The sequence below is a fragment of the Streptomyces sp. NPDC048383 genome (assembly GCF_040651775.1).
Taxonomy (GTDB): Bacteria; Actinomycetota; Actinomycetes; order Streptomycetales; family Streptomycetaceae; genus Streptomyces.
In genome coordinates, this window is record NZ_JBEZKS010000088.1 from 1 (window position 1) to 24,745 (window position 24,745).

General features: G+C 74.3%; 22 protein-coding genes. 12 read left to right on the forward strand and 10 right to left on the reverse strand.

The window, feature by feature from the left end:
• Positions 1–121 precede the first annotated feature (121 nt).
• Positions 122–670, reverse strand: coding sequence for a hypothetical protein (locus AB0D46_RS36160; protein ID WP_362884033.1), 549 nt, complete (start codon positions 668–670; stop codon positions 122–124).
• Positions 671–923: 253 nt separating this feature from the next.
• Between AB0D46_RS36160 and fmt the strand changes: the two genes are divergently transcribed.
• Together fmt and AB0D46_RS36170 are read left to right on the forward strand one after the other, a co-directional pair.
• Positions 924–1,868 carry a methionyl-tRNA formyltransferase gene (gene fmt / locus AB0D46_RS36165; RefSeq protein ID WP_362884035.1) on the forward strand — a complete coding sequence of 315 codons (945 nt, stop codon included), beginning with the start codon at positions 924–926 and terminating at the stop codon, positions 1,866–1,868.
• Between the two features lie 100 nt (positions 1,869–1,968).
• The gene (locus AB0D46_RS36170; protein ID WP_362884037.1) at positions 1,969–3,447 is read left to right on the forward strand and encodes a transcription antitermination factor NusB; all 1,479 of its coding nucleotides are present in this window, start codon (positions 1,969–1,971) and stop codon (positions 3,445–3,447) included.
• An 84-nt stretch (positions 3,448–3,531) separates the two neighbouring features.
• Here the strand turns inward: AB0D46_RS36170 and AB0D46_RS36175 are convergent, their stop codons facing one another.
• Positions 3,532–3,990, reverse strand: coding sequence for a GNAT family N-acetyltransferase (locus AB0D46_RS36175; RefSeq protein WP_362884038.1), 459 nt, complete (start codon positions 3,988–3,990; stop codon positions 3,532–3,534).
• A 133-nt stretch (positions 3,991–4,123) separates the two neighbouring features.
• Between AB0D46_RS36175 and rpe the strand changes: the two genes are divergently transcribed.
• The 5 genes from rpe to AB0D46_RS36200 all read left to right on the forward strand — a co-directional run bounded on the left by rpe (position 4,124) and on the right by AB0D46_RS36200 (position 7,207).
• Entirely contained in the window at positions 4,124–4,810 is a 687-nt protein-coding gene (gene rpe, locus AB0D46_RS36180; protein ID WP_362884040.1) for a ribulose-phosphate 3-epimerase, read from the forward strand.
• A 138-nt stretch (positions 4,811–4,948) separates the two neighbouring features.
• A complete protein-coding gene (locus AB0D46_RS36185) occupies positions 4,949–5,962 on the forward strand; it encodes a sugar-binding domain-containing protein (RefSeq protein ID WP_281205210.1) in 1,014 nt (337 codons plus the stop codon).
• 105 nt (positions 5,963–6,067) lie between these two features.
• Positions 6,068–6,289: a CarD family transcriptional regulator gene (locus AB0D46_RS36190; protein WP_281205152.1), complete on the forward strand. Its 222-nt coding sequence runs from the start codon at positions 6,068–6,070 to the stop codon at positions 6,287–6,289.
• A gap of 49 nt (positions 6,290–6,338) precedes the next feature.
• Positions 6,339–6,797 carry a ribonuclease domain-containing protein gene (locus tag AB0D46_RS36195; protein WP_362884042.1) on the forward strand — a complete coding sequence of 153 codons (459 nt, stop codon included), beginning with the start codon at positions 6,339–6,341 and terminating at the stop codon, positions 6,795–6,797.
• A complete protein-coding gene (locus AB0D46_RS36200; RefSeq protein ID WP_362884044.1) occupies positions 6,794–7,207 on the forward strand; it encodes a barstar family protein in 414 nt (137 codons plus the stop codon). The genes AB0D46_RS36195 and AB0D46_RS36200 overlap by 4 nt, the downstream gene beginning before the upstream one ends.
• Before the next feature lie 77 nt (positions 7,208–7,284).
• On the opposite strand, the gene AB0D46_RS36205 is transcribed toward AB0D46_RS36200, so the two are convergent.
• A complete protein-coding gene (locus AB0D46_RS36205) occupies positions 7,285–7,614 on the reverse strand; it encodes an antibiotic biosynthesis monooxygenase family protein (protein ID WP_362884046.1) in 330 nt (109 codons plus the stop codon).
• Positions 7,615–7,956: 342 nt separating this feature from the next.
• Between AB0D46_RS36205 and AB0D46_RS36210 the strand changes: the two genes are divergently transcribed.
• Positions 7,957–9,399 carry a GuaB1 family IMP dehydrogenase-related protein gene (locus tag AB0D46_RS36210; protein WP_362884048.1) on the forward strand — a complete coding sequence of 481 codons (1,443 nt, stop codon included), beginning with the start codon at positions 7,957–7,959 and terminating at the stop codon, positions 9,397–9,399.
• 82 nt (positions 9,400–9,481) lie between these two features.
• Here AB0D46_RS36210 and AB0D46_RS36215 read toward each other — a convergent pair whose 3' ends face one another.
• The 5 genes from AB0D46_RS36215 to AB0D46_RS36235 all read right to left on the reverse strand — a co-directional run bounded on the left by AB0D46_RS36215 (position 9,482) and on the right by AB0D46_RS36235 (position 15,667).
• Positions 9,482–10,705 (reverse strand): histidine kinase, encoded by a 1,224-nt coding sequence (locus AB0D46_RS36215; RefSeq protein ID WP_362884049.1) that lies wholly within the window; start codon positions 10,703–10,705, stop codon positions 9,482–9,484.
• Positions 10,702–12,438, reverse strand: a complete 1,737-nt coding sequence (locus AB0D46_RS36220; protein ID WP_362884051.1) for a cation acetate symporter — start codon at positions 12,436–12,438, stop codon at positions 10,702–10,704. The genes AB0D46_RS36215 and AB0D46_RS36220 overlap by 4 nt, the downstream gene beginning before the upstream one ends.
• A gap of 154 nt (positions 12,439–12,592) precedes the next feature.
• On the reverse strand, positions 12,593–13,456 hold the full coding sequence (locus tag AB0D46_RS36225) for a response regulator transcription factor (protein WP_362884053.1): 864 nt from the start codon (positions 13,454–13,456) through the stop codon (positions 12,593–12,595).
• A gap of 126 nt (positions 13,457–13,582) precedes the next feature.
• On the reverse strand, positions 13,583–14,530 hold the full coding sequence (locus AB0D46_RS36230; RefSeq protein WP_362884066.1) for an SCO0930 family lipoprotein: 948 nt from the start codon (positions 14,528–14,530) through the stop codon (positions 13,583–13,585).
• 117 nt (positions 14,531–14,647) lie between these two features.
• Positions 14,648–15,667: a GDSL-type esterase/lipase family protein gene (locus AB0D46_RS36235; protein ID WP_362884055.1), complete on the reverse strand. Its 1,020-nt coding sequence runs from the start codon at positions 15,665–15,667 to the stop codon at positions 14,648–14,650.
• 562 nt (positions 15,668–16,229) lie between these two features.
• Here AB0D46_RS36235 and AB0D46_RS36240 point away from each other — a divergent pair.
• The 3 genes from AB0D46_RS36240 to AB0D46_RS36250 all read left to right on the forward strand — a co-directional run bounded on the left by AB0D46_RS36240 (position 16,230) and on the right by AB0D46_RS36250 (position 22,834).
• Positions 16,230–17,684 carry an amino acid transporter gene (locus AB0D46_RS36240; protein WP_362884057.1) on the forward strand — a complete coding sequence of 485 codons (1,455 nt, stop codon included), beginning with the start codon at positions 16,230–16,232 and terminating at the stop codon, positions 17,682–17,684.
• A gap of 10 nt (positions 17,685–17,694) precedes the next feature.
• Entirely contained in the window at positions 17,695–18,150 is a 456-nt protein-coding gene (locus AB0D46_RS36245) for an Lrp/AsnC family transcriptional regulator (RefSeq protein WP_362884059.1), read from the forward strand.
• A gap of 67 nt (positions 18,151–18,217) precedes the next feature.
• Positions 18,218–22,834: a hypothetical protein gene (locus AB0D46_RS36250; RefSeq protein WP_362884061.1), complete on the forward strand. Its 4,617-nt coding sequence runs from the start codon at positions 18,218–18,220 to the stop codon at positions 22,832–22,834.
• A gap of 135 nt (positions 22,835–22,969) precedes the next feature.
• Here AB0D46_RS36250 and AB0D46_RS36255 read toward each other — a convergent pair whose 3' ends face one another.
• Positions 22,970–23,263, reverse strand: coding sequence for a WhiB family transcriptional regulator (locus tag AB0D46_RS36255; RefSeq protein WP_362884063.1), 294 nt, complete (start codon positions 23,261–23,263; stop codon positions 22,970–22,972).
• Between the two features lie 216 nt (positions 23,264–23,479).
• Positions 23,480–24,322, reverse strand: coding sequence for a GNAT family N-acetyltransferase (locus tag AB0D46_RS36260; RefSeq protein ID WP_362884064.1), 843 nt, complete (start codon positions 24,320–24,322; stop codon positions 23,480–23,482).
• A gap of 148 nt (positions 24,323–24,470) precedes the next feature.
• Here AB0D46_RS36260 and AB0D46_RS36265 point away from each other — a divergent pair, with 148 nt between their 5' ends.
• The gene (locus AB0D46_RS36265) at positions 24,471–24,599 is read left to right on the forward strand and encodes a hypothetical protein (protein ID WP_362884068.1); all 129 of its coding nucleotides are present in this window, start codon (positions 24,471–24,473) and stop codon (positions 24,597–24,599) included.
• The last annotated feature ends 146 nt before the right edge of the window (positions 24,600–24,745 follow it).

Here is a 24,745-nt window from a genome sequence, read left to right on the forward strand (position 1 = left end):
CGGCCCACCGACCTCGCGTGACGGGGGACGGGCGATCAGCCGTGTGCACTTCCGAGGGGGGCGGGTGGCGCGGGATCGGGGCCGGCCGTCGGGGGTCGGCGACCCGGCGGCGGACTCCGGGTCAGCCGTTGCGCGGGCCGGGGAAGGCCGGGGTCCGCGGGGCCGGCGCGGCCGACGAGGCCGACGAGGTCGGGGCCCCGGCCGCGGAGTCCTCGCGTACGGGCTGCGGCGGGACCGTGCGGGCCGCCGGGATCGTGGGCAGCGGGCCCAGGACCCGGGTGGTGGTGCCCTCGGCGGGCTGCTCGGCGGCCTCGGTGGTCTGCGCGCGGCGGGCCCCGTAGCGGCGGTGGACGGCCTGCTTGGTCACGCCGAGCGCCGAGCCCACGGCGTCCCACGAGAATCCGAGCGAGCGGTCGAAGTCCACGGCCGCGGTGACCAGCGTCTCGACGCTGTCCCGGAGTTCCTGCGCGAGGCGGACGGTGGGTGCCGGCGCCCTGCCGTAGACGACGAAGCCCGTGGAGGGCCCGGAGCGGCGCGGGCGGTACACGTTGCCGAGCTGGGCGGTGAGCGTACGCAGCGCGTCCACTTGCCGGCGAACCCGCTCGATGTCCCGCACCAGGAGGTGCAGGCTGGCCCGTGCTTGGGCGTCATGGGTGGCGTGGTCGGCCATGGAGAAGCCTCTCGAACCGGTGCTGAAGAGCGGATGGGGCCGCAGACACCGTTCTGATGCGCGGCCCGTTTCGGTCAATCTCTCTTGACCAACGCGTCACCCGGCGCCCAGGTCACGCACTGGGGGCGTGTCGGCATATGCGAGGGGCGCGCGGGTCCGCGTACGCCCCCTCGGGGCCGCAGGTGGGCGGCCTCGCGGGGGGGCCCATAGACTGGTGTGCTGCTGACAGCCCGGATAGCGAGGTAGGACCCAAGTGAAGCTGGTCTTCGCAGGCACCCCCGAAGTCGCCGTGCCCGCCCTGGACGCCCTCCTCGCCTCCGGGCGGCACGAGGTCGCCGCCGTCGTGACACGGCCCGACGCACCCGCCGGACGCGGTCGCCGACTGGTCGCCAGTCCCGTCGCGCAGCGGGCGGAGGAGGCGGGCATCGAGATCCTGCGGCCCGCCCGCCCGCGCGACGAGGAGTTCCAGGCCCGGCTGCGCGAGATCGCCCCGGACTGCTGCCCGGTCGTGGCCTACGGCGCGCTGCTCCCCAAGAGCGCCCTGGACATCCCCCGCCACGGCTGGGTCAACCTGCACTTCTCGCTGCTGCCCGCCTGGCGCGGGGCCGCCCCCGTACAGCACGCCGTCATGGCCGGGGACGAGGTCACCGGCGCCTCCACCTTCCGCATCGAGGAGGGCCTCGACACCGGCCCGGTCTTCGGCATCCTCACCGAGGACGTCCGCCCGACCGACACCAGCGGCGATCTGCTGACCCGACTGGCCTTCGCCGGCGCCGGCCTGCTCGCGGCGACCATGGACGGCATCGAGGACGGCACCCTGCGCGCAGTGGAGCAGCCCGCCGACGGGGTGTCCCACGCGTCGAAGATCACCGTCGAGGACGCCCGGATCGACTGGGCCGCCCCCGCGCTGCGCGTCGACCGCGTCGTGCGCGGCTGCACCCCGGCCCCGGGCGCGTGGACGGTCTTCCGCGGCGAGCGGCTCAAGCTGATCTCCGTCGGCCCGGTGCCGGACCGCACGGACCTGGCGCCCGGCGTGCTGGCCCCGGCCAAGAACAACGTTCACGTCGGCACCGGCTCGCACGCCGTCGAGCTGCTCTGGGTCCAGCCGCAGGGCAAGAAGCCGATGAAGGCCGCCGACTGGGCGCGCGGGGTGCGGATCGCGCCCGGCGAGCGCCTCGGCGGAGCCGACGTAGGCTGAACCCGGCGGTGACGCCCCGCGCGCAGCGCCCCCGGCCGCCCCGGCCGTCCGCACCTCCACCGCACATTCGCAGCACTCGTACCTCCGGAGCACCTTTCACGTGAGCGAACAGCCTCGTCAGCCCAACCGGCGTCCCGCCGGCGACGGCAAGCCGTCCGGCAAGCCGGGCAAGCCCTACCGCCGGCCGCAGAAGGACCCCGTCCGGATGCTGGCCTTCGAAGTGCTCCGGGCGGTGGACGAGCGCGACGCGTACGCGAACCTCGTCCTGCCCCCGCTGCTGCGCAAGGCCCGCCAGGACGAGAGCTTCCAGGCGCGTGACGCGGCCCTGGCCACCGAGCTCGTCTACGGGACGCTGCGCCGCCAGGGCACCTACGACGCGGTGATCAAGGCCTGCATCGACCGTCCGCTGCGGGAGGTGGACCCGCCGGTGCTGGACGTGCTCTCGCTCGGCGCGCACCAGCTCCTGGGCACGCGCATCCCCACCCACGCGGCCGTGTCGGCCAGCGTGGAGCTGGCCCGGGTCGTCCTCGGCGACGGCCGGGCCAAGTTCGTGAACGCGGTGCTGCGCAAGATCTCCGCGCACGACCTGGACGGCTGGCTGGAGCGGGTGGCCCCGCCGTACGAGGACGACGCCGAGGAACACCTCGCCGTGTACCACTCCCACCCCCGCTGGGTCGTCAGCGCCTTGTGGGACGCGCTGGGCGGCGGGCGCGCCGGGATCGAGGACCTCCTCGAAGCCGACAATGAGCGCCCCGAGGTGACGTTGGTGGCCCGGCCAGGCCGGTCCACCCCCGAGGAACTGCTGGAGGCGGTCGGCGAGGACTCGGCGCTGCCGGGCCGCTGGTCCCCGTACGCCGTCCGGATGGCGGAGGGCGGCGAGCCGGGCGCGCTGGAGGCGGTCCGCGACGGGCGCGCCGGAGTGCAGGACGAGGGCAGCCAGCTGGTGGCGATGGCCCTGGCGGCGGTGCCGGTCGAGGGCCGCGACGCGCGCTGGCTCGACGGCTGCGCCGGCCCGGGCGGCAAGGCGGCCCTGCTGGGCGCGCTGGCCGCGCGGCGCGGGGCGTTCCTGCTGGCCTCCGAGAAGCAGCCGCACCGGGCGCGGCTCGTCGGGCAGGCGCTGGCCGGCAACCCCGGGCCGTACCAGGTCATCGCGGCCGACGGCACGCGGCCCCCGTGGCTGCCGGGCTCCTTCGACCGGGTCCTGGTGGACGTCCCCTGCTCCGGTCTGGGCGCGCTCCGGCGCCGCCCGGAAGCCCGCTGGCGGCGACGCCCCGAGGACCTGGAGGGCTTCGCGCCGCTCCAGCGCGGGCTGCTGCGGCAGGCCTTGGCCGCGGTGCGGGTGGGCGGCGTCGTCGGCTACGCCACCTGCTCCCCGCACCTGGCGGAGACCCGGGTGGTCGTGGAGGACGTCCTGAAGGGCCGGGGCGCCGCGGCGGTGCCGGTGGCGGCCGAACTGATCGACGCCCGCCCGTACATGTCGGGCGTACCGGCGCTGGGCGACGGCCCGGACGTCCAACTGTGGCCGCACCTGCACGGCACGGACGCCATGTACCTGGCGCTGCTGCGCCGTACGGCGTAGCCGTCGGCGGGGCCGGGGCGCCCGCTCGGTGGACGGGCGTCCAGTGGGCCGGGGCCCCGACCGGGCACGGCGCGTCCGGGTCGTTCAGGAACGGGCCGGCGGAAGGGGCTCCGGATGGCTCGCGGTTTTCTCCGGGGTCCAGACCATCAACTTCTCGGGGTCCGGGAAGGGGACGAAGCCGACCTTCGCGTAGACCTCGTGGGCGTCGAGGGTGGAGAGCAGGACGCGCGTGAGCGCGTACGGGGCGAGGTGGTCGCGCACGGCGCCGGCCAGCCGGGTGCCGAGGCCCCGGCCGCGGTGCGCGGGGGCCACGTAGACGTCGCAGAGCCAGGCGAAGGTGGCCAGGTCGGTGACGACGCGGGCGTAGCCGACCTGGGCGCCCGAGGCGTCGTAGGCGCCGAAGTTGAGGGAGCCGCGCACCGATCGTTCGACGGTGTCCCGACTGCGCCCCAGCGCCCAGAACGCGTCGGTGGAGAGCCAGTGGTGGACCGCGTCGAGGTCGAGCCGGTCGGGGTCGGTGGAGAGTTCGTAGCCGTCGTCCATGGACACAGGGTCGGGCGGCGTCACGCCGAACGGCAAGTGGGAATTGATTCATGATCACTTGAGCGTGGCCATCACGACGAAGAGTTCCGGGGCCGTGGCCGGAAGTGGCCGAGGGCATGGCAGGCTTGGGGGCATGGCCGTTCAGATCAATCCCAGCATCCTGTCCGCCGACTTCGCCCGCCTCGCCGAGGAGGCGAGGGCCGTCGAGGGGGCCGACTGGTTGCACGTCGACGTCATGGACAACCACTTCGTCCCGAACCTGACCCTGGGCGTGCCGATCGTGGAGTCGCTCAGCCGCGCCACGGACATCCCGCTCGACCTGCACCTCATGATCGAGGACCCGGACCGCTGGGCCCCGCAGTACGTGGAGGCCGGCGCCGGATCGGTGACCTTCCACGCCGAGGCCGCCGCCGCGCCGGTGCGCCTCGCGCGCGAGATCCGGGCCATGGGCGCCCGGGCCGCGATGGCGCTCAAGCCGGGCACCCCGATCGAACAGTACGAGGACATCCTCCCCGAGCTCGACATGGTGCTGATCATGACGGTCGAACCGGGCTTCGGCGGGCAGTCGTTCCTGGACATCATGCTGCCCAAGGTGCGCCGCACCCGCGAGCTCATCGCCAAGCACGGTCTGGACCTGTGGCTCCAGGTGGACGGCGGGGTCTCGGCCTCGACGATCGAGCGGGTCGCGGAGGCCGGCGCGGACGTGTTCGTGGCCGGCAGCGCGGTCTACGGAGCGGTCGATCCCGCCGCCGCGGTGCGCACCCTGCGCGAGCAGGCGGGCGCGGCGATCGCCGCCGCACCATGGGGTTGCGACCACTGAGTCGAGCGTGGGTGAACAGCTCGGTGAACGGAAGCCGTCCAGGCTGATCAACGGCCGTCGGATCTGACAGGATGAACGGCGAGTCGAGAGTGTGAACACGACAGTGTGAACAGCAGTGAGGAGAACGCGGTGTCTGCAATGTCGGCGGGACGGTCAGCCCTGCGGATGGGACCCGCGGAGCTGGTGCAGGCGGCGGCCATGGCGCGTCGCTTCTACCTGGAGGGCAAGTCCAAGATCCAGATCGCCGAGGAGTTCGGCGTGAGCCGCTTCAAGGTGGCCCGGGTCCTGGAGACCGCCCTCGAACGCGACCTCGTGCGCATCGAGATCCGGGTGCCGGCGGAACTGGACGCGGAGCGCTCCGACGCGCTCCGCGCCCGGTACGGACTGCGGCACGCCGTCGTGGTGGAATCGCCGGCCGACGCCACCGAGGACGCCCCGGACCCGGAGAACCTCGGCGCGGTCGCGGCCGACCTGCTGGGCGAGCTGGTCAACGAGGGCGACGTGCTCGGGCTGGCGTGGGGGCGCTCCACCATCCACATGGCCGCCTCGCTGCACCGGCTGCCGCCCTGCACCGTCGTGCAGCTGACCGGCGTGTACGACGCGGGGACCGCCGAGCGCGGCTCCGTGGAGGCCGTGCGCAGGGCCGCGCAGGTCTCCGGCGGCGACGCGCACCCCATCTACGCGCCGATGCTGCTGCCCGACCCCGCGACGGCGGCCGCGCTGCGCGGTCAGACCGGGATCGCGCGGGCCTTCGAGTACTTCGACAAGGTGACCGTCGCGGCCGTGTCGATCGGCTCCTGGGAGCCCGGCATTTCGACCGTCCACGACATGCTGACGGACGAGGAGCGGGCGCACTACGCCTCGCTGGGTGTCGCGGCCGAAATGTCCGCCCATCTGTTCGACGCCGACGGGCGCCGGGTGGGCCGGGACCTGGGCGAGCGGTGCATCACCGTTGAGGCGGACCGGCTCCGCCGGATCCCCGAGGTCGTGGCCATCGCGGGCGGCCTGCGCAAGGCGTCCGCCATCGGCGCCGTCCTCCGTTCGGGCCTGGTGACCAGCCTCGTTACGGACACCGCGGTCGCCGACTACCTGCTGACGGAGTCCGCTCCCGGGCTCCGTCCGGCGCTGGACCGGGCCGACCCCGACGACTGACGGGGCCGGCCGCTCCCCGTTCCCGGTCGTGTGATCGGGATGGTGCCGGAATCGAGACCCGAACAGCGGACCGCGAGGCGCCCCCGGGGGCGCATACTGGATTCAATGACTAAGTCCGCAGTACCTCGCCGCCATTTGCCGTCCAGCCCGTTCAAGGCCCCCGTGGAACCGCCGCTCCGGCAGTTCAGCGTCGGCGACCGGGTGACTCACGACGAGCACGGCCTCGGCCGTGTCGTCGGTGTTGAGGAGGGAATCGCCGTTCTCGTCGACTTCGGTTCGATCCAGTGCCGCGTCCTGAGTCCGTACACCAAGATGGCCGCTCTCTGACGCGACCGGGCGATTCGCGAGCGAATCGGATATTTGGCACGATCGGCGCATGATCTTTCGGAGCGTGCCCCGATCACTGCTGCGCGTACTGGGGATGTTGTTCCTCTGTGTCGCGTCGGCCGGTGTGGTGGGCTGCGGCGGTGAATCCGCCCCGGCCCCGCCCGCCACCGCAGAGGTCTCCTCCGGCGGCAAGCCCACGGGACGTTCCGCGCTGCCCGGGTGGGCCGACGGGATGGCGACCGTACGCGCCGACGCCTTGCCGCAACAGGCGCGCGAGGTGCTCGCCCTGATCGACGAGGGCGGGCCGTACGCGTACCGGCAGGACGACACCGTCTTCGGGAACTTCGAGAAGGTCCTGCCGAAGCAGAAGCGCGGTTACTACCGCGAGTTCACCGTGAGGACACCGGGCGAACGGGACCGCGGGGCCCGGCGGATCGTGACGGGGCAGGGCGGGGAGTTCTACTACACGGACGACCACTACGAGACCTTCAAGGCGGTTCTCCGATGAGCCTGGACCCGCAGCCGCTCGCCCCCGCCCTCGCGGCCGCCGAGGAGGCGGGCTGGGCGACCGTACGGCTCGACCTGGAGGGCGTCCGGAGCAAGACTGCCCTCATGCGCCGCTGCGGACGCGCGCTGCGGGCCCCCGAATGGTTCGGCGCCAACTGGGACGCCCTCGCCGACGTGCTGAGCGACCTCTCCTGGCTGCCGGCCGCCCCCGGCCGGCTGCTCGTCGTCACGTCCTGGCGCGAGTACGCCGAAGCCCGCCCGGCGGACTGGGAGACCCTGCGGGAGGTCCTGGAGGAGGCCGTCGACTTCTGGCGGCAGGGCGACGACGGCCGCCCGCCCCTCACCGTGCTGCTCGCGGGACCCGCGACGACCGCCCCGGGCCGCGCGCGCCGCGCCGACACCGGAAGCTGACGACCGGGCGGGAGGCGCGCGGGGGAGTGGGTGCGACCTCGCGCGGTGCCTCCCCACCGGGAGCGTGGGTGGGCCGCTCAGGACGGCCCGGCGGCCTTCCCCGGGCCCGCCACCCCGGTCACGCGGTAGTGCTGCATCTCCTCGATGGCCGCGACGTACGGACGGATCGCGCTGAAGAACGCGGGGAAGTGCTCGCCCTTGCGGAAGCCGTTCAAGTGGGCGTCGATCGACGTCCAGCGGATGCGCAGGACGTAGCGCTCCGGTTCCTCCTCGCAGCGGGCCAACTCGTAGTCCACGCACTCGGGCGCCGCCGCCAGGGCCTCGGCCCCCCGGGCGTACGCCTGCTCGAACGCCTCCTGGTCGTCCGGGGCGATCCGGTAGCGGATGTACTCGACGGTGATGGTCATGGTGTGCGCATCTCCCCGTGTGCCGGTGGTTCCGGACACCCCTGCGGACCGGTGGACCATGGGTGCCCGGTGGACCCCCGGATCATGCGGGCCCGGACATCCGGAGGGCGCGCGGACACCCGCCGGCGGGTGCTCACGGTGGATCCGGTGCTCCCTCGATCGCAGGATCCGGGGGCGCGGGACCAAGGTCCCGTAGGAAAGGACCAGCCGGTCCGGAATGTCCTGGACGATCGGCCCGGGCGGCGTGAACCCCCGGTCATGGGAGAATGAAGTACGTGCGTTTCCTCGACTGCCCTGTCGAGGCCATAGAAGGATCCTTCGAACGACTGGGATGTTCAGCACGTGCGTTTCCTCAATGACCTGAAGCCGCCGTACGACCTGACGTACGACGATGTGTTCATGGTGCCGAGCCGCTCCGCGGTCGGTTCCCGCCAGGGCGTCGACCTGTCCTCGCCCGACGGAACCGGCACCACCATCCCCCTGGTCGTGGCCAACATGACCGCCATCGCGGGCCGCCGGATGGCCGAGACCGTCGCCCGGCGCGGCGGGATCGTCGTCATCCCGCAGGACATCCCGATCGAGGTCGTCACCGACGTCATCTCCTGGGTGAAGACCCGCCACCTCGTGCTCGACACCCCGATCACGCTGGCACCCACCCAGACCGTCGCCGACGCGATCTCCCTGCTGCCCAAGCGCGCCCACGGCGCCGGCGTCGTCGTCGACGCCGAGGGTCGCCCGCTCGGCGTCGTCACCGACCACGACCTGACCGGCGTCGACCGCTTCACCCAGCTCTCCGAGGTCATGTCGAAGGAGCTGCTGCTCATCGACGCCGACATGGACCCCCGCGACGCCTTCAACCAGCTCGACGCGGGCCACCGCAAGCTGGCCCCGGCCGTCGACAAGGACGGCAAGCTGGTCGGCATCCTCACCCGCAAGGGCGCCCTGCGCGCCACCCTCTACACCCCGGCCACCGACGCGAACGGCAAGCTGCGCATCGCCGCCGCCGTCGGCATCAACGGCGACTTCGTCGCCAAGGCCAAGCAACTGCTCGACGCCGGCGCGGACACCATCGTCATCGACACCGCGCACGGCCACCAGGAATCGATGATCAACGCGATCAAGGCCGTCCGCGCCCTTGACCCGCAGGTCCCGATCGTCGCCGGCAACATCGTGGCCGCCGAGGGCGTCAAGGACCTCATCGAGGCCGGCGCCGACATCATCAAGGTCGGTGTGGGCCCCGGCGCCATGTGCACCACCCGCATGATGACCGGCGTGGGCCGCCCGCAGTTCTCCGCGGTCCTGGAGTGCGCCGCCGAGGCGAAGAAGTACGGCAAGCACGTCTGGGCCGACGGCGGCGTCCGTCACCCGCGCGACGTGGCGATGGCCCTGGCCGCCGGCGCGTCCAACGTCATGATCGGCTCCTGGTTCGCCGGTACGTACGAGTCCCCGGGCGACCTCCAGCAGTCCGCCGACGGGCGCTTCTACAAGGAGTCCTTCGGCATGGCCTCGGCCCGCGCCGTGCGCAACCGCACCTCCGAGGAGTCCGCCTACGACCGCGCCCGCAAGGCGCTGTTCGAGGAGGGCATCTCCACCTCGCGCATGTTCCTCGACCCGACCCGCCCGGGCGTCGAGGACCTGATCGACTCGATCATCGCCGGTGTCCGTTCCTCCTGCACCTACGCCGGTGCCGGCTCCCTCGCGGAGTTCGAGGAGAACGCCGTCGTCGGCATCCAGTCCGCGGCCGGCTACGCCGAGGGCAAGCCGCTCCACGCCAGCTGGAGCTAGTCCCACCGTGGCCCCGGTCCCACCCCCGCGAGGGGCGGGACCGGGGCCACCGGCGTACTCCAGCCGGGCCGGCGCGCTCGGGTCAGGCGGGGCCGCGGCGGACCGAACTGTGCACGCCCGCGCGGTACTTGGGGATGCGTACGGTGATCTTCATGCCGGCGCCGACGGCCGTCTCGATGACGAGCCCGTAGTCGTCCCCGTAGACCTGCCGCATCCGCTCGTCGACGTTGGGCAACCCGATCCCGACCGGGCCGGGGCACTGCCCGGCCAGGATCCGGCGCAACAGGTCCGGATCCATCCCGACGCCGTTGTCCTCGATGGTCAGGACCGCCTCCGAGCCCGCGTCCCGGGCGGCGATCATGATCCGGCACTCCCCGGTGGTGTTCTCCAGCCCGTGCTTCACGGCGTTCTCCACCAGCGGCTGGACGCACAGGAACGGCAGCGCCACCGGCAGCACCTCCGGCGCCACCTGCAAGGTGACCTTCAGCCGGTCCCCGAAGCGGGCGCCCGCCAGCGCCAGGTACTGCTCGGTCGAACGCAGTTCGTCGGCCAGCGTCGTGAAGTCCCCGTGCCGGCGGAAGGAGTAGCGGGTGAAGTCCGCGAACTCCAGCAGCAGTTCCCGGGCCCGCTCCGGATCCGTCCGGACGAACGAGGCGATCGCGGCGAGGGAGTTGAAGATGAAGTGCGGGGAGATCTGCGCCCGCAGCGCCTTGATCTCCGCCTCCATCAGACGGGTCCGCGCCCGGTCCAGCTCCGACAGCTCCAGCTGTACCGACACCCAGCGCGCCACCTCCGTCGCGGCCCGCACCAGCACCGCCGACTCCCGCGACCCGTAGGCGACGAGCGCCCCCAGCATCCCGTCCTCACCGGTCAGCGGCGCGAACACCGCCCACTTCAGCGGGCAGTCCGGCCGCTCGCAGTCCGTCCGCACGCTCTGGCTGCGCCCCGACTCCAGCACCTGCGCGACCCGGTCCATCGCCCGCCGCTCGTGGTGGTCGGCGCCCGGACCGTCCCAGGCCAGCACCGACTCCCGGTCCGTCAGGCACAGGGCCTCCGTACCGAGCAGGGAACGCAGCCGCCGCGCGGCCTTGCGGGCGGCGTCCTCCGTGAGGCCGGCGCGCAGCGGGGGCGCGGCCAACGACGCGGTGTGCAGGGTGTGGAAGGTGGCCCGCTCGACGGGCGTGCCCAGATCCAGCCCGACCGCCCGCTCCCCGCGCACCGCGTGCCGACGGCCCGCGACCCAGCCCAGGCCCAGGAGCAGCGCCCCGCCCGCCGCGGCCAGCGCCGCGAGTACCGCCCCGGTCACCGCCCACCCCCCGTCGTCCGGTCCACGGCCACGGCCTCCGGCAGGTGCAGCCGGGCCAACGACGCCGCCGTCCCGGCCGGGATCCGCGACCGCGTCGCCAGGGACACCCCCACCATGGTGAGGAACCCGAGCGGCACCGACCACATCGCCGGCCAGGCCAACAGGGCGTGCGCCCACCCGGTCGGGGCCAGCCCGACCCGGGTCGCCAGGACCGCGCCCAACGCCGCGCCGCCCCCGACGAGCAGTCCGGCGACCGCGCCCGGCGGGGTCAGTCCCCGCCACCAGATGCCCAGCACGAGCAGCGGGCAGAACGAGGACGCCGACACGGCGAAGGCGAGCCCCACCGCGTCCGCGACCGGTACCGGGGTGGCCGCCACCGAGCCGGCCAGCGGCACCGCCATCGCGACGACCACGGCCAGGCGGAACGTCCCCACCCCGCGGCGCGGCAGCACGTCCTGGTGCAGGACCCCGGCCACGGCCATGGTCAGCCCCGAGGCCGTCGACAGGAACGCCGCGAACGCGCCGCCGGCCAGCAGCGCCCCCGACAACTCGCCGAGCAGCCCGCCCAGCATCCGCTCGGGCAGCACCAGCACCGCCGCGTCCGCGTCCCCGGTCAGGGCCAGTTCGGGCGCGTAGATCCGGCCCAGCGCCCCGTACACCTGCGGCAGCAGGTAGAACACCCCGAGCAGGGCGAGCACGACCAGGGTGGTGCGCCGCGCGGCCCGCCCGTCCGGGCTGGTGTAGAAGCGCACCGCGACGTGCGGCAGGCCCATCGTGCCGAGGAACGTGGCCAGGATCAGCCCGTACGTGGCGTACAGCCGGAGCTCGCGCCGGTCCCCGGACAGCGGCGCCGACCAGCCGGGCGCGGCGCCGGTGTCGGTGCCCGCGCGGGCGCCGGGAACCACGTCGCCCGGGACGAACTCCAACCGGGTGCCGGCCTCGGCGGTGTGCCCGCCGGCCGACAGGGCGACCGGGGCCGTCGCGTACGCGGTCCCGTCGATCCGGCCCGTCACCGTCACGGTCAGCGGCGCGTCCAGCGACAGCCGGACGTCCTCGGCGAGCGTGACGGAGGCGTGCTCGCGGAACACCGCGGGGGCGTCGAAGGAGGCGCGCGGCGCGCCGTCCCCGGCCCAGGCGGCGATCAGGAAGAACGCGGGCACCAGCAGGGCGGTCAGCTTGAGCCAGTACTGGAAGGCCTGGACGAAGGTGATGCTGCGCATGCCGCCCGCGGCGACGGCCGCCGTCACCACGAGGGCGACGACGACCCCGCCCGCCCAGTGCGGGGCGCCGGTGAGGATCTCCAGGGTGAGCCCGGCGCCCTGCAACTGCGGGAGCAGGTACAGCCAGCCGACGCCGAGCACGAACAGCACCGCGATCCGCCGCACCGTCCGCGACTGGAGCCGGTCCTCGGCGAAGTCGGGCAGGGTGTAGGCGCCCGAGCGTCGTAGCGGGGCCGCGACCAGCACCAGCAGCACCAGGTAGCCGGCCGTGTACCCGACGGGGTACCAGAGCATCTCCGGCCCCTGGAGCAGCACCAGCCCCGCGACGCCTAGGAAGGAGGCGGCGGAGAGGTACTCCCCGCTGATGGCCGCCGCGTTGAGACGGGGGCCCACGGTGCGCGAGGCGACGTAGAAGTCCGAGGTGGTCCGCGATATCCGCAGCCCCAGCGCCCCGACGAGGACGGTGACCAGGACGACGACGGTGACCGCGGTCAGCGCGTAGGTCTGGTTCACCGGTTGTCCTTCGACGGGGGAGGGTGACCGGAGTCTATGTACCGGCCCGCGCCGGGCGACAGGGACGGGACGCGCACCCCGTACGGACGGGACGCGCCCCGGCGGACGGCCGGCGGACCTCCCGCCCGGGCCGGGGGCCTGCCGGGGGAGCGGGTCAGCCGGTCGCCCGGCGCAGCAGCAGGTCGCGCAGTTCGCGCGCGTGCCGCCGGCTGACCTGGAGCTCCGCCGACCCGACGCGGACGCTGGTGGTGCCCGAGTCCAGGCGCAGTTCGTCGATCCGGCCCAGCGCCACCAGGTGCCGCCGGTGGATCCGTACGAAGCCCCGGGCCGCCCACCGTTCCTCCAGCGTGGACAGCGGGATCCGCACGAGGTGGCTGGCGCCGTCGGTGTGCAGCCGGGCGTAGTCGCCCTGGGCCTCGACGTGGGCGATGTCCGCGATGGCCACGAACCGGGTGACCCCGCCCAGTTCGACGGCGATGTGGTCCGGGGTGTGGTCGGGGCCGGTCGACTCCGGGGCCGGCCCGCGCGGCCCGGCGGCGGTCGGCGGTCCGGAGGGTGGTCCGGCGTGGGCGGCGGCGGGCTCCTGGAGCGCCGGGCGGGTCGTGGGGTCCCCCGCCGGAGCGGGGTCGCCGAGCTGGGCGCGGGCCCGGCGGACGGCCTCCGCGAGCCGCTCGGGGCGCACCGGCTTGAGCACGTAGTCGATGGCCTTGAGGTCGAAGGCCTGGACGGCGAAGCCCTCGTGGGCGGTGACGAACACGATCAGCGGCGGTCGGGCGAAGCCGGCCAGCAGCCGGGCGATGTCCAGGCCGGTCAGGCCGGCCATCTGGATGTCCAGGAACACCACGTCGATGCCGTCGGGGCCCTCCGGGCCGCTCTCCAGTGCCCGGGTGATGCGGCGCAGCGCCTCGGTGGCGTCGGACGCGCCCTCCGCGCTGCTCACCCGGGGGTCCGAGCGCAGCAGGTAGAGGAGTTCCTCCAGCAGGGGCTTCTCGTCGTCGACGGCCAGGGCGCGCAGCATGCGCCGATTCTACGGCCGGGCCCCCGCTCAGGACCGTGCCCCGCGCGGGCTCCCGTCCCGGTGGAGAACGGTGCGCGGCCCCGGCCCAGGGGGGAGGGGGGCGGGGGCCGCGCGGTCCGGGGCGGGCTACTTGACGGTGATGAGCTTGCCGTCGGGGGAGACGGCGTACCAGGTACCGCCGACGCCCTGCCCGTTGGTGTCACCGGGGTTCTTGTCACCGGTGAAGGTGTAGACGGGCCAGCAGTCGACGGTCTGCTGCTTCACGCCGTCCGGGCGGTCGAGGACCAGGTAGTTCTTCTCGACGATGCCCTTGGCGTTGCCCTTCTCGACCGGGGGGACCGCCGGCCACTTGGCGAGGCAGTCGCCGGTGCACTTGGAGACCATCGGCCAGGCGGTGTCCGGCTTGAAGCGGTAGACCGTCATGCCCTTGCCGTCGACGATGTGGTCACCGAGCTTGGGGTCCTTGGCGACGGTCAGGGCGCCGGAGGCGGCGGCCGGGGCGGGAGCCGGGGAGGCGCCGGCGGCGCCCTTCGCGGCCTTCTTGCCGTCGGGGGCGAGGGCGAACCAGGTGCCGCCGACGCCCTGCCCGTTCAGGTCGCCCGGCTTGGTGTCCTTGGCGAAGCGGTACGCGGGCCAGCCGCCCACCGTCAGCTGCTTGCCGCCGTCCTTGCGGACCACCTCGCCGAGCACGGAGGCGTCCATGCCGGCGGCGGCGGTGACGTCGCCGGCGGCGACCACCGGCCAGGTCTTGGCGCAGTCGCCGTCGCAGTTGGCGGTCGGCGGCTTGGCGGTGTCCTTGTCGAAGCGGTAGAGGGTGAACCCGGCGCTGTCGGTGAGGACGGCGCCGAGCTGCTCGGTGGTGGCGGAGTTCAGCTGTCCGGCGGGCTTGGGCTCGTTCGGGGCATCCTGCGCGGGCTGCGGGTCGCCGTACGGGTCGGACGCGGGAGCCGGGGCCGCGGCGGCGGCTCCGGCGGGCTTCGTGTTGTCGGCCGCCCGGGTACCGCCGCAGGCCGTCGCCGCGAGGGTGACGACGATCGCGACCGCAGCCAGGGAAGTTCCGCGCTTGATGCCCATGTTGATCTCTCCCACGTGTCGTGTCTGCCGGTGTCCGTCGCCGGACCCCGGCAACTTGCGAAGGACACGGGACGGGGGGAGGGATCCGTTCAGCTCGATCCGTATGAGCTGTTTCACTCACCCCCCGTCGAACCCGGCGCGCCGCAGGGCCGTGACCACAGCGAGGCCGAGGACCTGGTGTCCGGTGTCGTTGGGGTGCAGGCCGTCCGCGAGGTGCTCGGGTCCCAGCAGGTCACGGCCCGCGAGCAGGGCCAGCCGGCCGTCCCCGGCGGCGATCCGTTCGCGGGTGGCCCGCTCCATCGCGTCGCGCAGGGCGCCCAGGGTGGCGCCGAGGCGGTTCGGGGTGCGTTCGGCGTCGGGGCGCAGCAGGGGCGAGACGAGCAGCAGCGGAGTCCGGGGGTGGCCCTGGCGGATGAGGTCGAGGAACGCGCGGGTGGTCTCGTAGAGCAACGGGGCCGAGTAGGGCACCCGGGACCAGCAGTTGGTGCCGAAGGCGAGGGTCAGGACGTCGGCCGGGATCGCGGAGAGCTGCTCGGCGGTGGCGAGTTCGCCGCGCGCGGCCCCCGCGTACCCGAGGTTGACGGTGTCCCAGCCGAGGGCGCGACCGGTGACCGCCGGCCAGCCGTGGGCGGGGCGGGTGGACCACCAGCCCTCGGTGATGGAGTCGCCGTGGACGACCCAGCGCGGGGCGGCGGGGGCGGGCGCGAGCGGGCCCCCGATGCCCCGCAGGCCGAGGATCAGCGGGGACTGTGCCTCGGGCGGATGCAGGGTGAAGGGGCCCGCGCCGCGCGGGAGTTCGAGGCGTACGACGGACTCCGCGGCCGGCTCGGTGAAGACCTCGCCGAGCAGTCCGTGCCGGTTCCACAGGGCGAAGCCGTGCGCGAGGTCGCGCAGCGCGTCGGTGGGGCCGGGCACGGTCGCCCGGTAGCGGACCTCCACGGCGTGCGCGGTGCCGGCGGTGAACTCCAGGCGCACCCCTATGGGGAGCGTGGCCCGCTCGCCGGTGTCCCAGGGCAGCCGCATGGTGTCCGCCGGGTCGGCGCGCACGGGCCGCCCCTTGTCCAGCCAGGCGACCCCGCGCAAGAAGGGCCCGGGGTCCTGCCACGGGGCGTCGGGGCCCGGGCTCGGTTCGCTCACTCTTCGCCTCCGGTCGTCGGGTACGGGTGTGGGTGCGGATACGGATACGGATACGGATACGGGTACGGGTACGGGTACGGGTACGGGTACGGGAAGGGGTGCGGGATCCCGGGCCGCTCCGGTCCCTGCGGTCCGCTCCCTTCGGGTGTCGTCGGCGTCACCGCTTGACCCGTACCCCGCGGTGGCCGGTTCCGACCCCCGGGGGAGGGTCGGCGGTGTCGGCGCGGGTGCGCCTGGGCGGCACGTTCCGACAGACCTGACGAGGTGTCAAGAAAGCCGGTCGGAGGCCCCCACGCAGTGATCGATCATCCGCGCGCAACAAAGGACCATCCCGGACAGATCCGCGCAACGATCGTTCGCCAATGTGCAAGGATGGTGCATTACGGGCGGTATCTCTCAGCTCGTAGGCTCACTCGCTGTACGTGGAGTGGCGTGGACCGCCCGCTCGGCGGTCCCCATGCCCAGGCCGGCTTTCCGTCGGCCTGCTCCTGCTCCGGACCGCTGCGGTCGACGCCTGAATCCCCACCCGCAGTGTCACCCGCAGCATCGAAGGAGTCCCCCCGTGCTCGAAACCGGCCAGGCGCCACCGCTCACCTCCGAGCCGCGCAAGCCTGCCCATCCTTTGCTGCGCCGCAAGCCGGTCGAGCAGCTGGTCGCCGAGAGCGGTCAGGGCGAGGGCGGCTCGCTGCGCCGCTCCCTCACCATGTGGCAGCTGACGATGATCAGCATCGGCGCCACCCTGGGCACCGGCATCTTCGTCGTCCTCGGCAGCGCCGCGCCCAAGGCCGGCCCGGCCGTGACGATCTCCTTCGTCATCGCGGGCCTGACCGCGCTCTTCTCCGCCCTGTCCTACGCGGAGCTGGCCGGATCGGTGCCGGTCTCCGGGTCCTCGTACTCGTACTCGTACGCCACCATGGGCGAGCTCGTCGCCTGGGTCTGCGGCTGGTGCCTGATCCTGGAGTACGGCGTGTCCGTCGCGGCGGTCGCCGTCGGCTGGGGCGAGTACCTCAACGAACTCCTCGACGGCACGATAGGCGTCACCATCCCCGAGGCGGTCTCGGCGCCCCTCGGTGAGGGCGGGTTCATCAACCTGCCCGCGCTGGTCGTGGTCCTGCTCGCCATGGTCTTCCTGATGCGCGGCGCCAAGGAGAGCGCCCGGATCAACACGATCATGGTCGCGGTGAAGATCGTCACCCTGCTGCTCTTCATCGGCATCGGCTTCCTGGGCATCAAGGCCGGCAACTACGCCCCCCTCGCCCCGCTCGGCATCACCGGCATCAGCGCCGGCGCGGCCACGCTGTTCTTCTCGTACATCGGCTTCGACGCCGCCTCCACCGCCGGTGAAGAGGCCAAGAACCCCAAGCGCGACCTGCCCCGCGCGATCATGCTCTCGCTGCTGATCGTCACCGTGCTCTACGTCCTCGTCGCCTTCGTCGCCGTCGGCGCCATGCCCTGGCAGGACTTCAAGGGCACCGAGGCCGCGCTCGCCCAGATCATGACCGACGTCTCCGGCCACACCTTCTGGGGTGTCGTCCTCGCCGCCGGCGCCGTCGTGGCCATCGCCTCCGTCGTCTTCGCCGTGCTCTACGGCCAGACCCGCATCCTCTTCGCGATGTCCCGCGACGGCCTCGTCCCCAAGGCCTTCGCGAAGATCCACCCGAAGACCGGCGCCCCCCGCGCCAACGTGGTGATCGTCTCCCTGTTCTGCGGGACGCTGGCCGCCTTCATCCCACTGGGCAAGCTCGCCGACGCCACCAGCATCGGCACGCTCTTCGCCTTCGGCCTCGTCAACGTCGCCGTCGTCATCCTGCGCTTCACCCGCCCCGACATGCCGCGCACGTTCAAGGTGGCGCTGTTCCCCGTCACCCCCATCCTCGGCCTGCTCACCTGCGGCTACATGATGTTCAGCCTGGACACCCCGACGTGGGTCGTCTTCGGTGGCTGGATGGCCGTGGGCCTCGTGGTCTACTTCCTGTACGGCATCCGCCGCTCCCGACTGGCCACAGCAGAGAAGTGATCCACCCGCAGTGCGACTGAACGATCTCGACGAACGCATCGTGCACGCCCTCGCCGAGGACGCCCGCCGTTCCTACGCGGACATCGGCTCCGAGGTCGGACTCTCCGCCCCCGCCGTGAAACGCCGCGTGGACCGGCTGCGGGCCGAAGGAGCCATCACCGGCTTCACGGTCCGCGTGGACCCCGCCGCGATGGGCTGGGAGACCGAGGGCTTCATCGAGATCTACTGTCGCCACAACACCTCGCCGGACGACATCCGGCGGGGGTTGGCGCGGTATCCCGAGGTGGTGTCCGCGTCGACCGTCACCGGCGACGCGGACGCCCTCGTCCAGGTCTTCGCCTCCGACATGAGGCACTTCGAGCGCGTCCTGGAGCGCATCGCGGGCGAACCCTTCGTGGAACGCACCAAGTCCGTCCTCGTCCTCTCCCCGCTGCTGCGCCGCTTCACCTCGGGCGCCCCGGCCTGATCCGCCGCCGGCGGCCCCGCCCCCTCGGGCCGGGGGCCTGTCACCGGGCCGTGTCAGGATCGACCGCATGAAGATCCAGATCCCGCTGCCGGCCCTTCCGCGCACCTCGGTCCTCTACACCGACTGGGTCCGTGCGCACGACCCGGCGGCCCGGGCCGCGGCCGTCGCGCTGCTCGACGAGGCACTCGGCGGCTTCCACGTCGCCCACGAGAAGCCCGGCCGCTTCCTGGACGGCCTGGAACGGCGCGTGCGGGACCTGGACCCCGCCCACCTGCCGTGGTTCTGGGACACCATCGGCCACCGGCTCATCGACTGGCATACGCGCTCAGCCGCCCGCGCCTACGCCTCGGCCCGCACCGCCGAGCGCACCCACGGGCTCCCCGTCGACCCCGACCACCACCGCGCCAACCTGCTCCTCTTCGCCCGCGCCGGCGCCCTGCCCGCCACCGAGCTCAGCGGCCACCAGGCCTGGCTCGCCGCCACCCTGGACGGCCCCGCCGCGCACGAGGAGTACGTACGCGTCCTCACCGCCTGGGCCGCCTCGCCCGCCGCGCTCCCCGCGGACCTGGCCCGCCGCGTCCGGCTCTCCGCCCGCGGCGCCGGAGCGGACCCCGCCGAGGAGGCCCGGGTGCTCGGCCTCGTCCTCGGCGCCACCCGCGGCAAGGACGTCCCCGACCGGCTCCTCGACGCCGCCCGGGACCTGCTCGCCGCGCACCCCCCGACCGACGAGGTCAACGCCCGGCTCCTCGACCTGTTCCCCGAGACCCGCGGCGACGCCTCCGGCTGGCTGCGGCTCCTGCTCGCCTGCGGCGCCGCCGACGCCGCCACCGCCGGACGCGTCACCCCCGAGGGCGGGTTCGCCGCCTGGTTCGGGCGGTTCACCCGCCGCTACTCCCACCGCCCCGCCGGCGGCGGAGGCGTCATGAGGCAGCCCATGCCCCCCGAACTGTTCGAGCTGCTGACCCGCTTCGCCCCCCGGCTGCGCGCCGCCGCCATCCCCCTGCGCCTCCACGAGGACCGCTACCGGTGGCCCGGCCTGGACGCCGAACTGCTGGACGCCTGCCTCGCCGAGGGGCTTCCCGTGGAGGACCCCGGCGCCGCCGTCGAGCTGGTGTTCCGCGACCCCGGCCCGGCGGCGGGCCCCCGGGCCCCGCGGCGCGACCTCAAGGCCCTCGCCGCCGACCCGGTCTTCGGCCCCCGCCTGGAAGGCACCGTCCACGCCGCCCTGCGCACCGCCGGTAGCGCCATCACCCGGCTCCCGCACAACCCCGGCATCGCCGCCGAGGTCCACGGCCGCGTCGAGACCCTGCTCACGGCCCTGCGCGGCGGCGGCCTCGCGGCCGCCGACGAAGCCGTGGACGAACTGCGCACCCTGCTCGACCGGCCCACCGCCCGCGCCCTCGACGGCATCGACGAAGCCCTCGCCGCCCTGGACCTGACCGGCCCCCTCGCCCGCGCGCTGCGGGCCGGACTCCCCGAGGAATGGGGCTGGCCCGCCCTGGAGGACGCCGTCCGGGAACTCGGCGGGCCCGACCGGGTCACCGGAGTCACCAGTACCTGGCCCCTGCTCACCGTTTACGGGCCCGACCGGGCCGTCACCGTCGACCACGCCGGCGCCCGCCACCGCTGCGCCTTCCGCCTCCCCGACGACGCGACCTCGCACACCGTGCACCACGTGGGCGGAGAGTTCCTCCTCGCCTGGAGCACCACCCCCCGGGGCGACTTCGGCGAGCACGCCTGCTGGGTCGAGCGCCCCGACGAGGTCTTCGAACCCGAGGACAAGCTCGGCCTGCGCCGCTACGGCGGCATGATCCAGGGCGGCCTCGGCTACCACTTCGCCACCCCCGACGGCGCCGGCCGCCACGACGGGACCCGCGTCCTGCGCCCCGGCGACCGCAGCGGCATCGGCTCCGCCGACGTCCTGATGAGCGACGGCCGGCGCTTCTGGGGCTCGGACACCTTCAAGGGCTGGAACGGCTGGGCCCGCCTCGACCCCGCCACCGGCGCCCGGACCGCCGACCGCGTCCCGCCCGCCTTCCACACCGCGACCGCCCCGCCGCCCGGCACCGAACTCTTCGGCGACCTCCAGACCCTCGCCGCCCTGCCCCCGGACGCCCCCGCCTCGCCCCTCGGCCAGGACGGCGCCCTCGTCGGCTTCCGCGTCCTCAACCGCACCCCCCACCCGGGCCCGTCACCCCGGGAGTTCGTCCTCGAAGGCGTCGACGGCCGGAGCGCGCACTACCGCACCGCCCGCTTCGGCCTGCGGCCCTGGGCGATCGTCCGGATGCCCGAGGCCGGGGAGGACGCCGTGCTCGTCGGCCAGGAAACCGTCCGCGTGCACGCCGCCGAGGACAACTCGCTGCTGTGGCAGGTCCAGGGCTTCCCCGGCTCCGACCGGCGCCGCACCCCCGGCTTCGGCGACGCGGCCGGCCCCGTCCCGCCGCCCGCCTTCTGGCACTTCCTCACCCCGCGCGACGAAGCCTCCTCCAAGACCCTGCGCGCCGTCGAGGACACCGCCGTACGGGCCCTGCTCGACGCGGCCCTGCGCGACGAGCCGGCGCCCGCCCTGCCCGGCCGCCTCGAACCCCGCGTCGCCGAAGGCGTGGCCCGCGCCGCCCGACTCGCCGCCGACGTCCTGCGCCGCCGCCGCGAACTGGCCCGGCGCGTCGCCGTGATGCGCGCCGAACCCGCCGTCACGCTGTCCGCCGAGATCCCCGACACCGTCCTGACGCCCGCCCTGTACGGACTGCTCGCCGAGCACCGCCGCTACCAGGGACCCGCGCCGCAGCCGCAGCCCGCGCTGCTCACCGCGGTCGCCGCCGACGGCCGCCACCTGCGCGGGGAGATCGACGACGACACCCGCGCCCTCGCCCGGCCCGCCGACCCCGACGACTGGGAGGTCCTGGTCGGCGGCATCGGAGCCGTCGCGTGGCGGGCCGCCGTCGACACGACCCCGGCCGAAGAACGGGAGGCCCTCGCCGCCCTGCTGGCGACCTGGAGCGGCCAGCCCTTCGCCGAGGCGGGCGGCGCCTGGCGCACCGGCCGGGCCGCCCCGGCCGCCCTGGCCGCCCACCGCGCCGCCGGGCACACCCTGGCCTCCGGAGCCGTCCGCAACGGGACGGCCCGGTTCCTCCAGCGCGCCACCGATCCGGCGCCCGAGGGCGCCGAGGATTGCCGGACCTCCACCGTCACCGAGGACGACGGTGGCCGCCTGCCCCGCTTCCTGGAACTCCTCGCCGGCCGCGGTCCGCTCCGGGTCCCGCCCGCCGCGGCGGACGCCTTCGCCCGCCCGACCGGCGTACGGGCGGCCGTCGCGACCCTCGTCCTCGCCGGGTTCCCGGGCCGCGAGGACCACGGCCCCCACCTGACCCTGCTCGGCGGAGCCCCGTACAAGCTCAAGAAGCCCCTGATCGAGCAGTACGACGCCCTGTGCCGCCGGCTCGGCGACACCGGGCGGCGCACGGTCCTCGCGGCCGGCGTGCCCGGCGACCCCGCCGAGCTGTGGGAACCGCAGGGGGTCGTCGCGGCGGCCGCCCGGATGGCCGCCGCCTGGATCGAGCTGCTCGGCGCCGAGGAACACGCCGACGAGGAGCTCGCCGCCGCGCTGGACGCGGAGCTGGGCCTCGGCGACGGCTGGGCCCGCAGCCTGCCCGCCGGCCGGGCCCCCGCCGCCGAGCCCTTCGGCGAGGCCGGATACGTCCTCGTCGGCACCCGCGTCGGCGGCCTCGGCCTGCACCACGCCGGCCCCGACGGGACGGCCGGCAGGGAAGTGGAGCCCCGCGAACCCGCCCACCGCACGGCCGCCTCCGTCATCACCTGGGCCCTGACGGAACGCCCCGTCGCCGACCCGGCCGCCAAGGGCGCGCTCGCCCTGTACGAGCGGCTGCGCACCCACCTCGACGGCCCCGACGCGCTCGTCCCCCTGGGCAGCTTCACCGACCTGGCCCGGACGGCCGCCGCCGACCCGCTGTTCACCCCGTACCGCGGCCCGGTGCTGCCGTGCCCGCACCCGCTGGGCGAGCACGTCAGCGAGGTCTCCACGGCCGTCGACGACGGGCTGTTCGTGGTCGCCGTACCCGCCGGAAGCACCTTCGTCCGGCCCCTGGCCCTCACGTCACCGCAGCGACTGGAACGGGCGGAACGGCTGGCGGCCGGCGTGGACCGGTCCTGGCTGCTGACGGACCTGCGGGCGCTGCACGGGCTGCTCGACGGACTCGGCAGGCTCGCCGACCGGGCCGCCACCACGCCCGTACCGCCGGGCGGCTACGAGAACGATCCGGTGCTGAGCGCTCCCGATCTGGTCGCGCGGGCGGCGCGGACCCTCGGGACCGGCGCGGACGCCGCGGCCCTGTATCTCCAGTTGCTCGCTCTCGCCCGTCCCACCGACCGCAACGTCCGCCGCTGGAACAGCTGGACGGCCGCCCGACACAAGGCCGCGCAGGCGGAGCTGGTGGCGACGGGGGCGGTGGAGACGGCCAAGCGGGCCCGAGCGGGCCGTACGGTGTTCCTGCCGGGGCGGTGGACGGATCTCAAGGCCCCGCACCTTCCGCTGGAGACCGCCAAACTGGCGGACCACCGGGCCTCGGCCGCGCTGAAGGACCTGCACGCCCCGCTGCTGCGGTTGTTGCCGCCGGTGCCGGTGCACGAGCTGTTCGCCCGCGCCTGGGACCGGGCGCATCCGTAGGTCGCGCGGGTCGCGTGGCTCGCACACATCACAGGGGTCACACGGCTCACAGGGCTCATATAGCCAACAGGGGTGACACGGCTCACCGAGGTCACACGGCTTACAGGGCTCGCGTGACTCACACGGTTCACAGGCTCACACGAGGGAGGGGCGGGCGGGGCGGCCGAGCAGGGCGCGGCGCTCCTCCTCCGTCAGGCCGCCCCACACGCCGAACGGTTCGCGGGTCTGCAGCGCGTGCTCCAGGCAGGCGGCCCGTACCGGGCAGGTGCCGCAGATCCGCTTCGCGGCCTCGTCCCGCACTTCGCGCTCCTCGCCGCGCTCGCCCGCCGGATGGAAGAACGGGGCGGACCCCAGCTCCCGACAGGCGGCGCGGGACTGCCAGTCCCAGTTGTGGTGCGTGGATCCGGGCAACTGCTGGACGTCGTTCATGGCGGGGTTTCCTTTCCGTGGGTTGTCCTTCCGCGTGTGACCACTCGGAACCCACTGAAACCCGCTCCCGGGGGACGCCGGACAATCGAGCCGGCCGGCGCCGAACCCTGACGTCCGCCGGCGCCGCCCTGGACCCGCGTACGGGTCGGGCCGTATCGGGCGAGGGGAGTACGGGAGCGGGGCGGGCGAAGGAACGGCCTCTGATCCGCTGGGTGTTCACCGCCCCGGCCGCTCGTCCGCCGCCCACGCTCCCGTCCCGTCGACGCTATGCCAGGGCGTCACGGCACTCAATGAAGGCCGTGTTAAGGCTTCGTTTCCGGATCCCGGGGGGGCGGGGGAGTCCGGCGTGCGCAGCCCGACGAAGACCGGCTCGCGGCGCAGGACGAAGCCCATCGACCGGTACAACCGCACGGCCCCGGTGTTCGCCGCGGCCGCGTGCAGGAAGGGGTTGTCCCCGCGTTCCCGTACGACGGCCGCGACCGCCCGGACCAGGCGCCCCGCCAGGCCCCTGCCGCGGTGCTCGGGGTGCGTGCACACCGCGCTGATCTCCGCCCAACCGGGCGGCCGCATGCGTTCGCCCGCCATGGCCACGAGCCGGCCCTCGTGCCGGATCCCGAAGTAGGCGCCCAGCTCCACGGTGCGCGGCAGGAACGGCCCCGGCTCGGTCAGCCGGACCAGCTCCAGCATCTCGGGGACGTCGGCCGGCCCGAGCCGCACCGCCTCGGGCGCGGACTCGGCGGGCACCGCCCGGCCGTCCATCTGTACGCCCGGTATCGACGCGACGGTCTCCCAGCCCGGCGGCGGGGTCGGCAGCCCGGTCAGCCACACGACCTCGCCGGGACCGGCCAACTCGGCCAGCGCCGCCCAGGAACGGGGGTCGTCCGGGTCCGCGAGCGCCGAGAACGGGTTCGCGTCGGGGAGGTAGCGGGCGGCCAGTCCGCCGCCGGCGGCGGGGTCGTCGGGGTCGGACCCGGCGAACTGGGCGAAGGGGCGGTGCGTTCCGGTCAGGGCCGCCCAGACCGGATTGTCCAGCGGGGAGGGGGAGTTGTCGGTCGGCATGGGGTGCGGGGATCCTTCCGTCGGAGTCCGGTGGCGGTGTCCGCCTTCTTGACGGTTCCCGCACGACGCCAGGAGACTGCGGGGGACGGCCATTGCCGTCAGCGCCCGCCACGGGCAGGTTATGCCCGGGCCCCGAGGAGCAGGTGACATGCGAGCGGTGGAGACGACCGGCACACCCGGCGCGGGGGCACGCACCCTGCGGCGCTGGTGGCTGACCCGGCGCCTCCACATCGACCTGCTGCGCGTCTGCAGCGCCTTCGCCGCGCCGCGTCGCTGACCGCCCACACCCGCTGCCGGCTCCCGCCGGATTCCCGGCCCGCGCTCCCGTGCGGGCTCACGCCGGTCTCGGTGGCGCCCGACGTCCAGCCGGTTCCGCCCAGCCTGGACAACATCTTCCGGGAACTACACACGGACCTCGGCGTG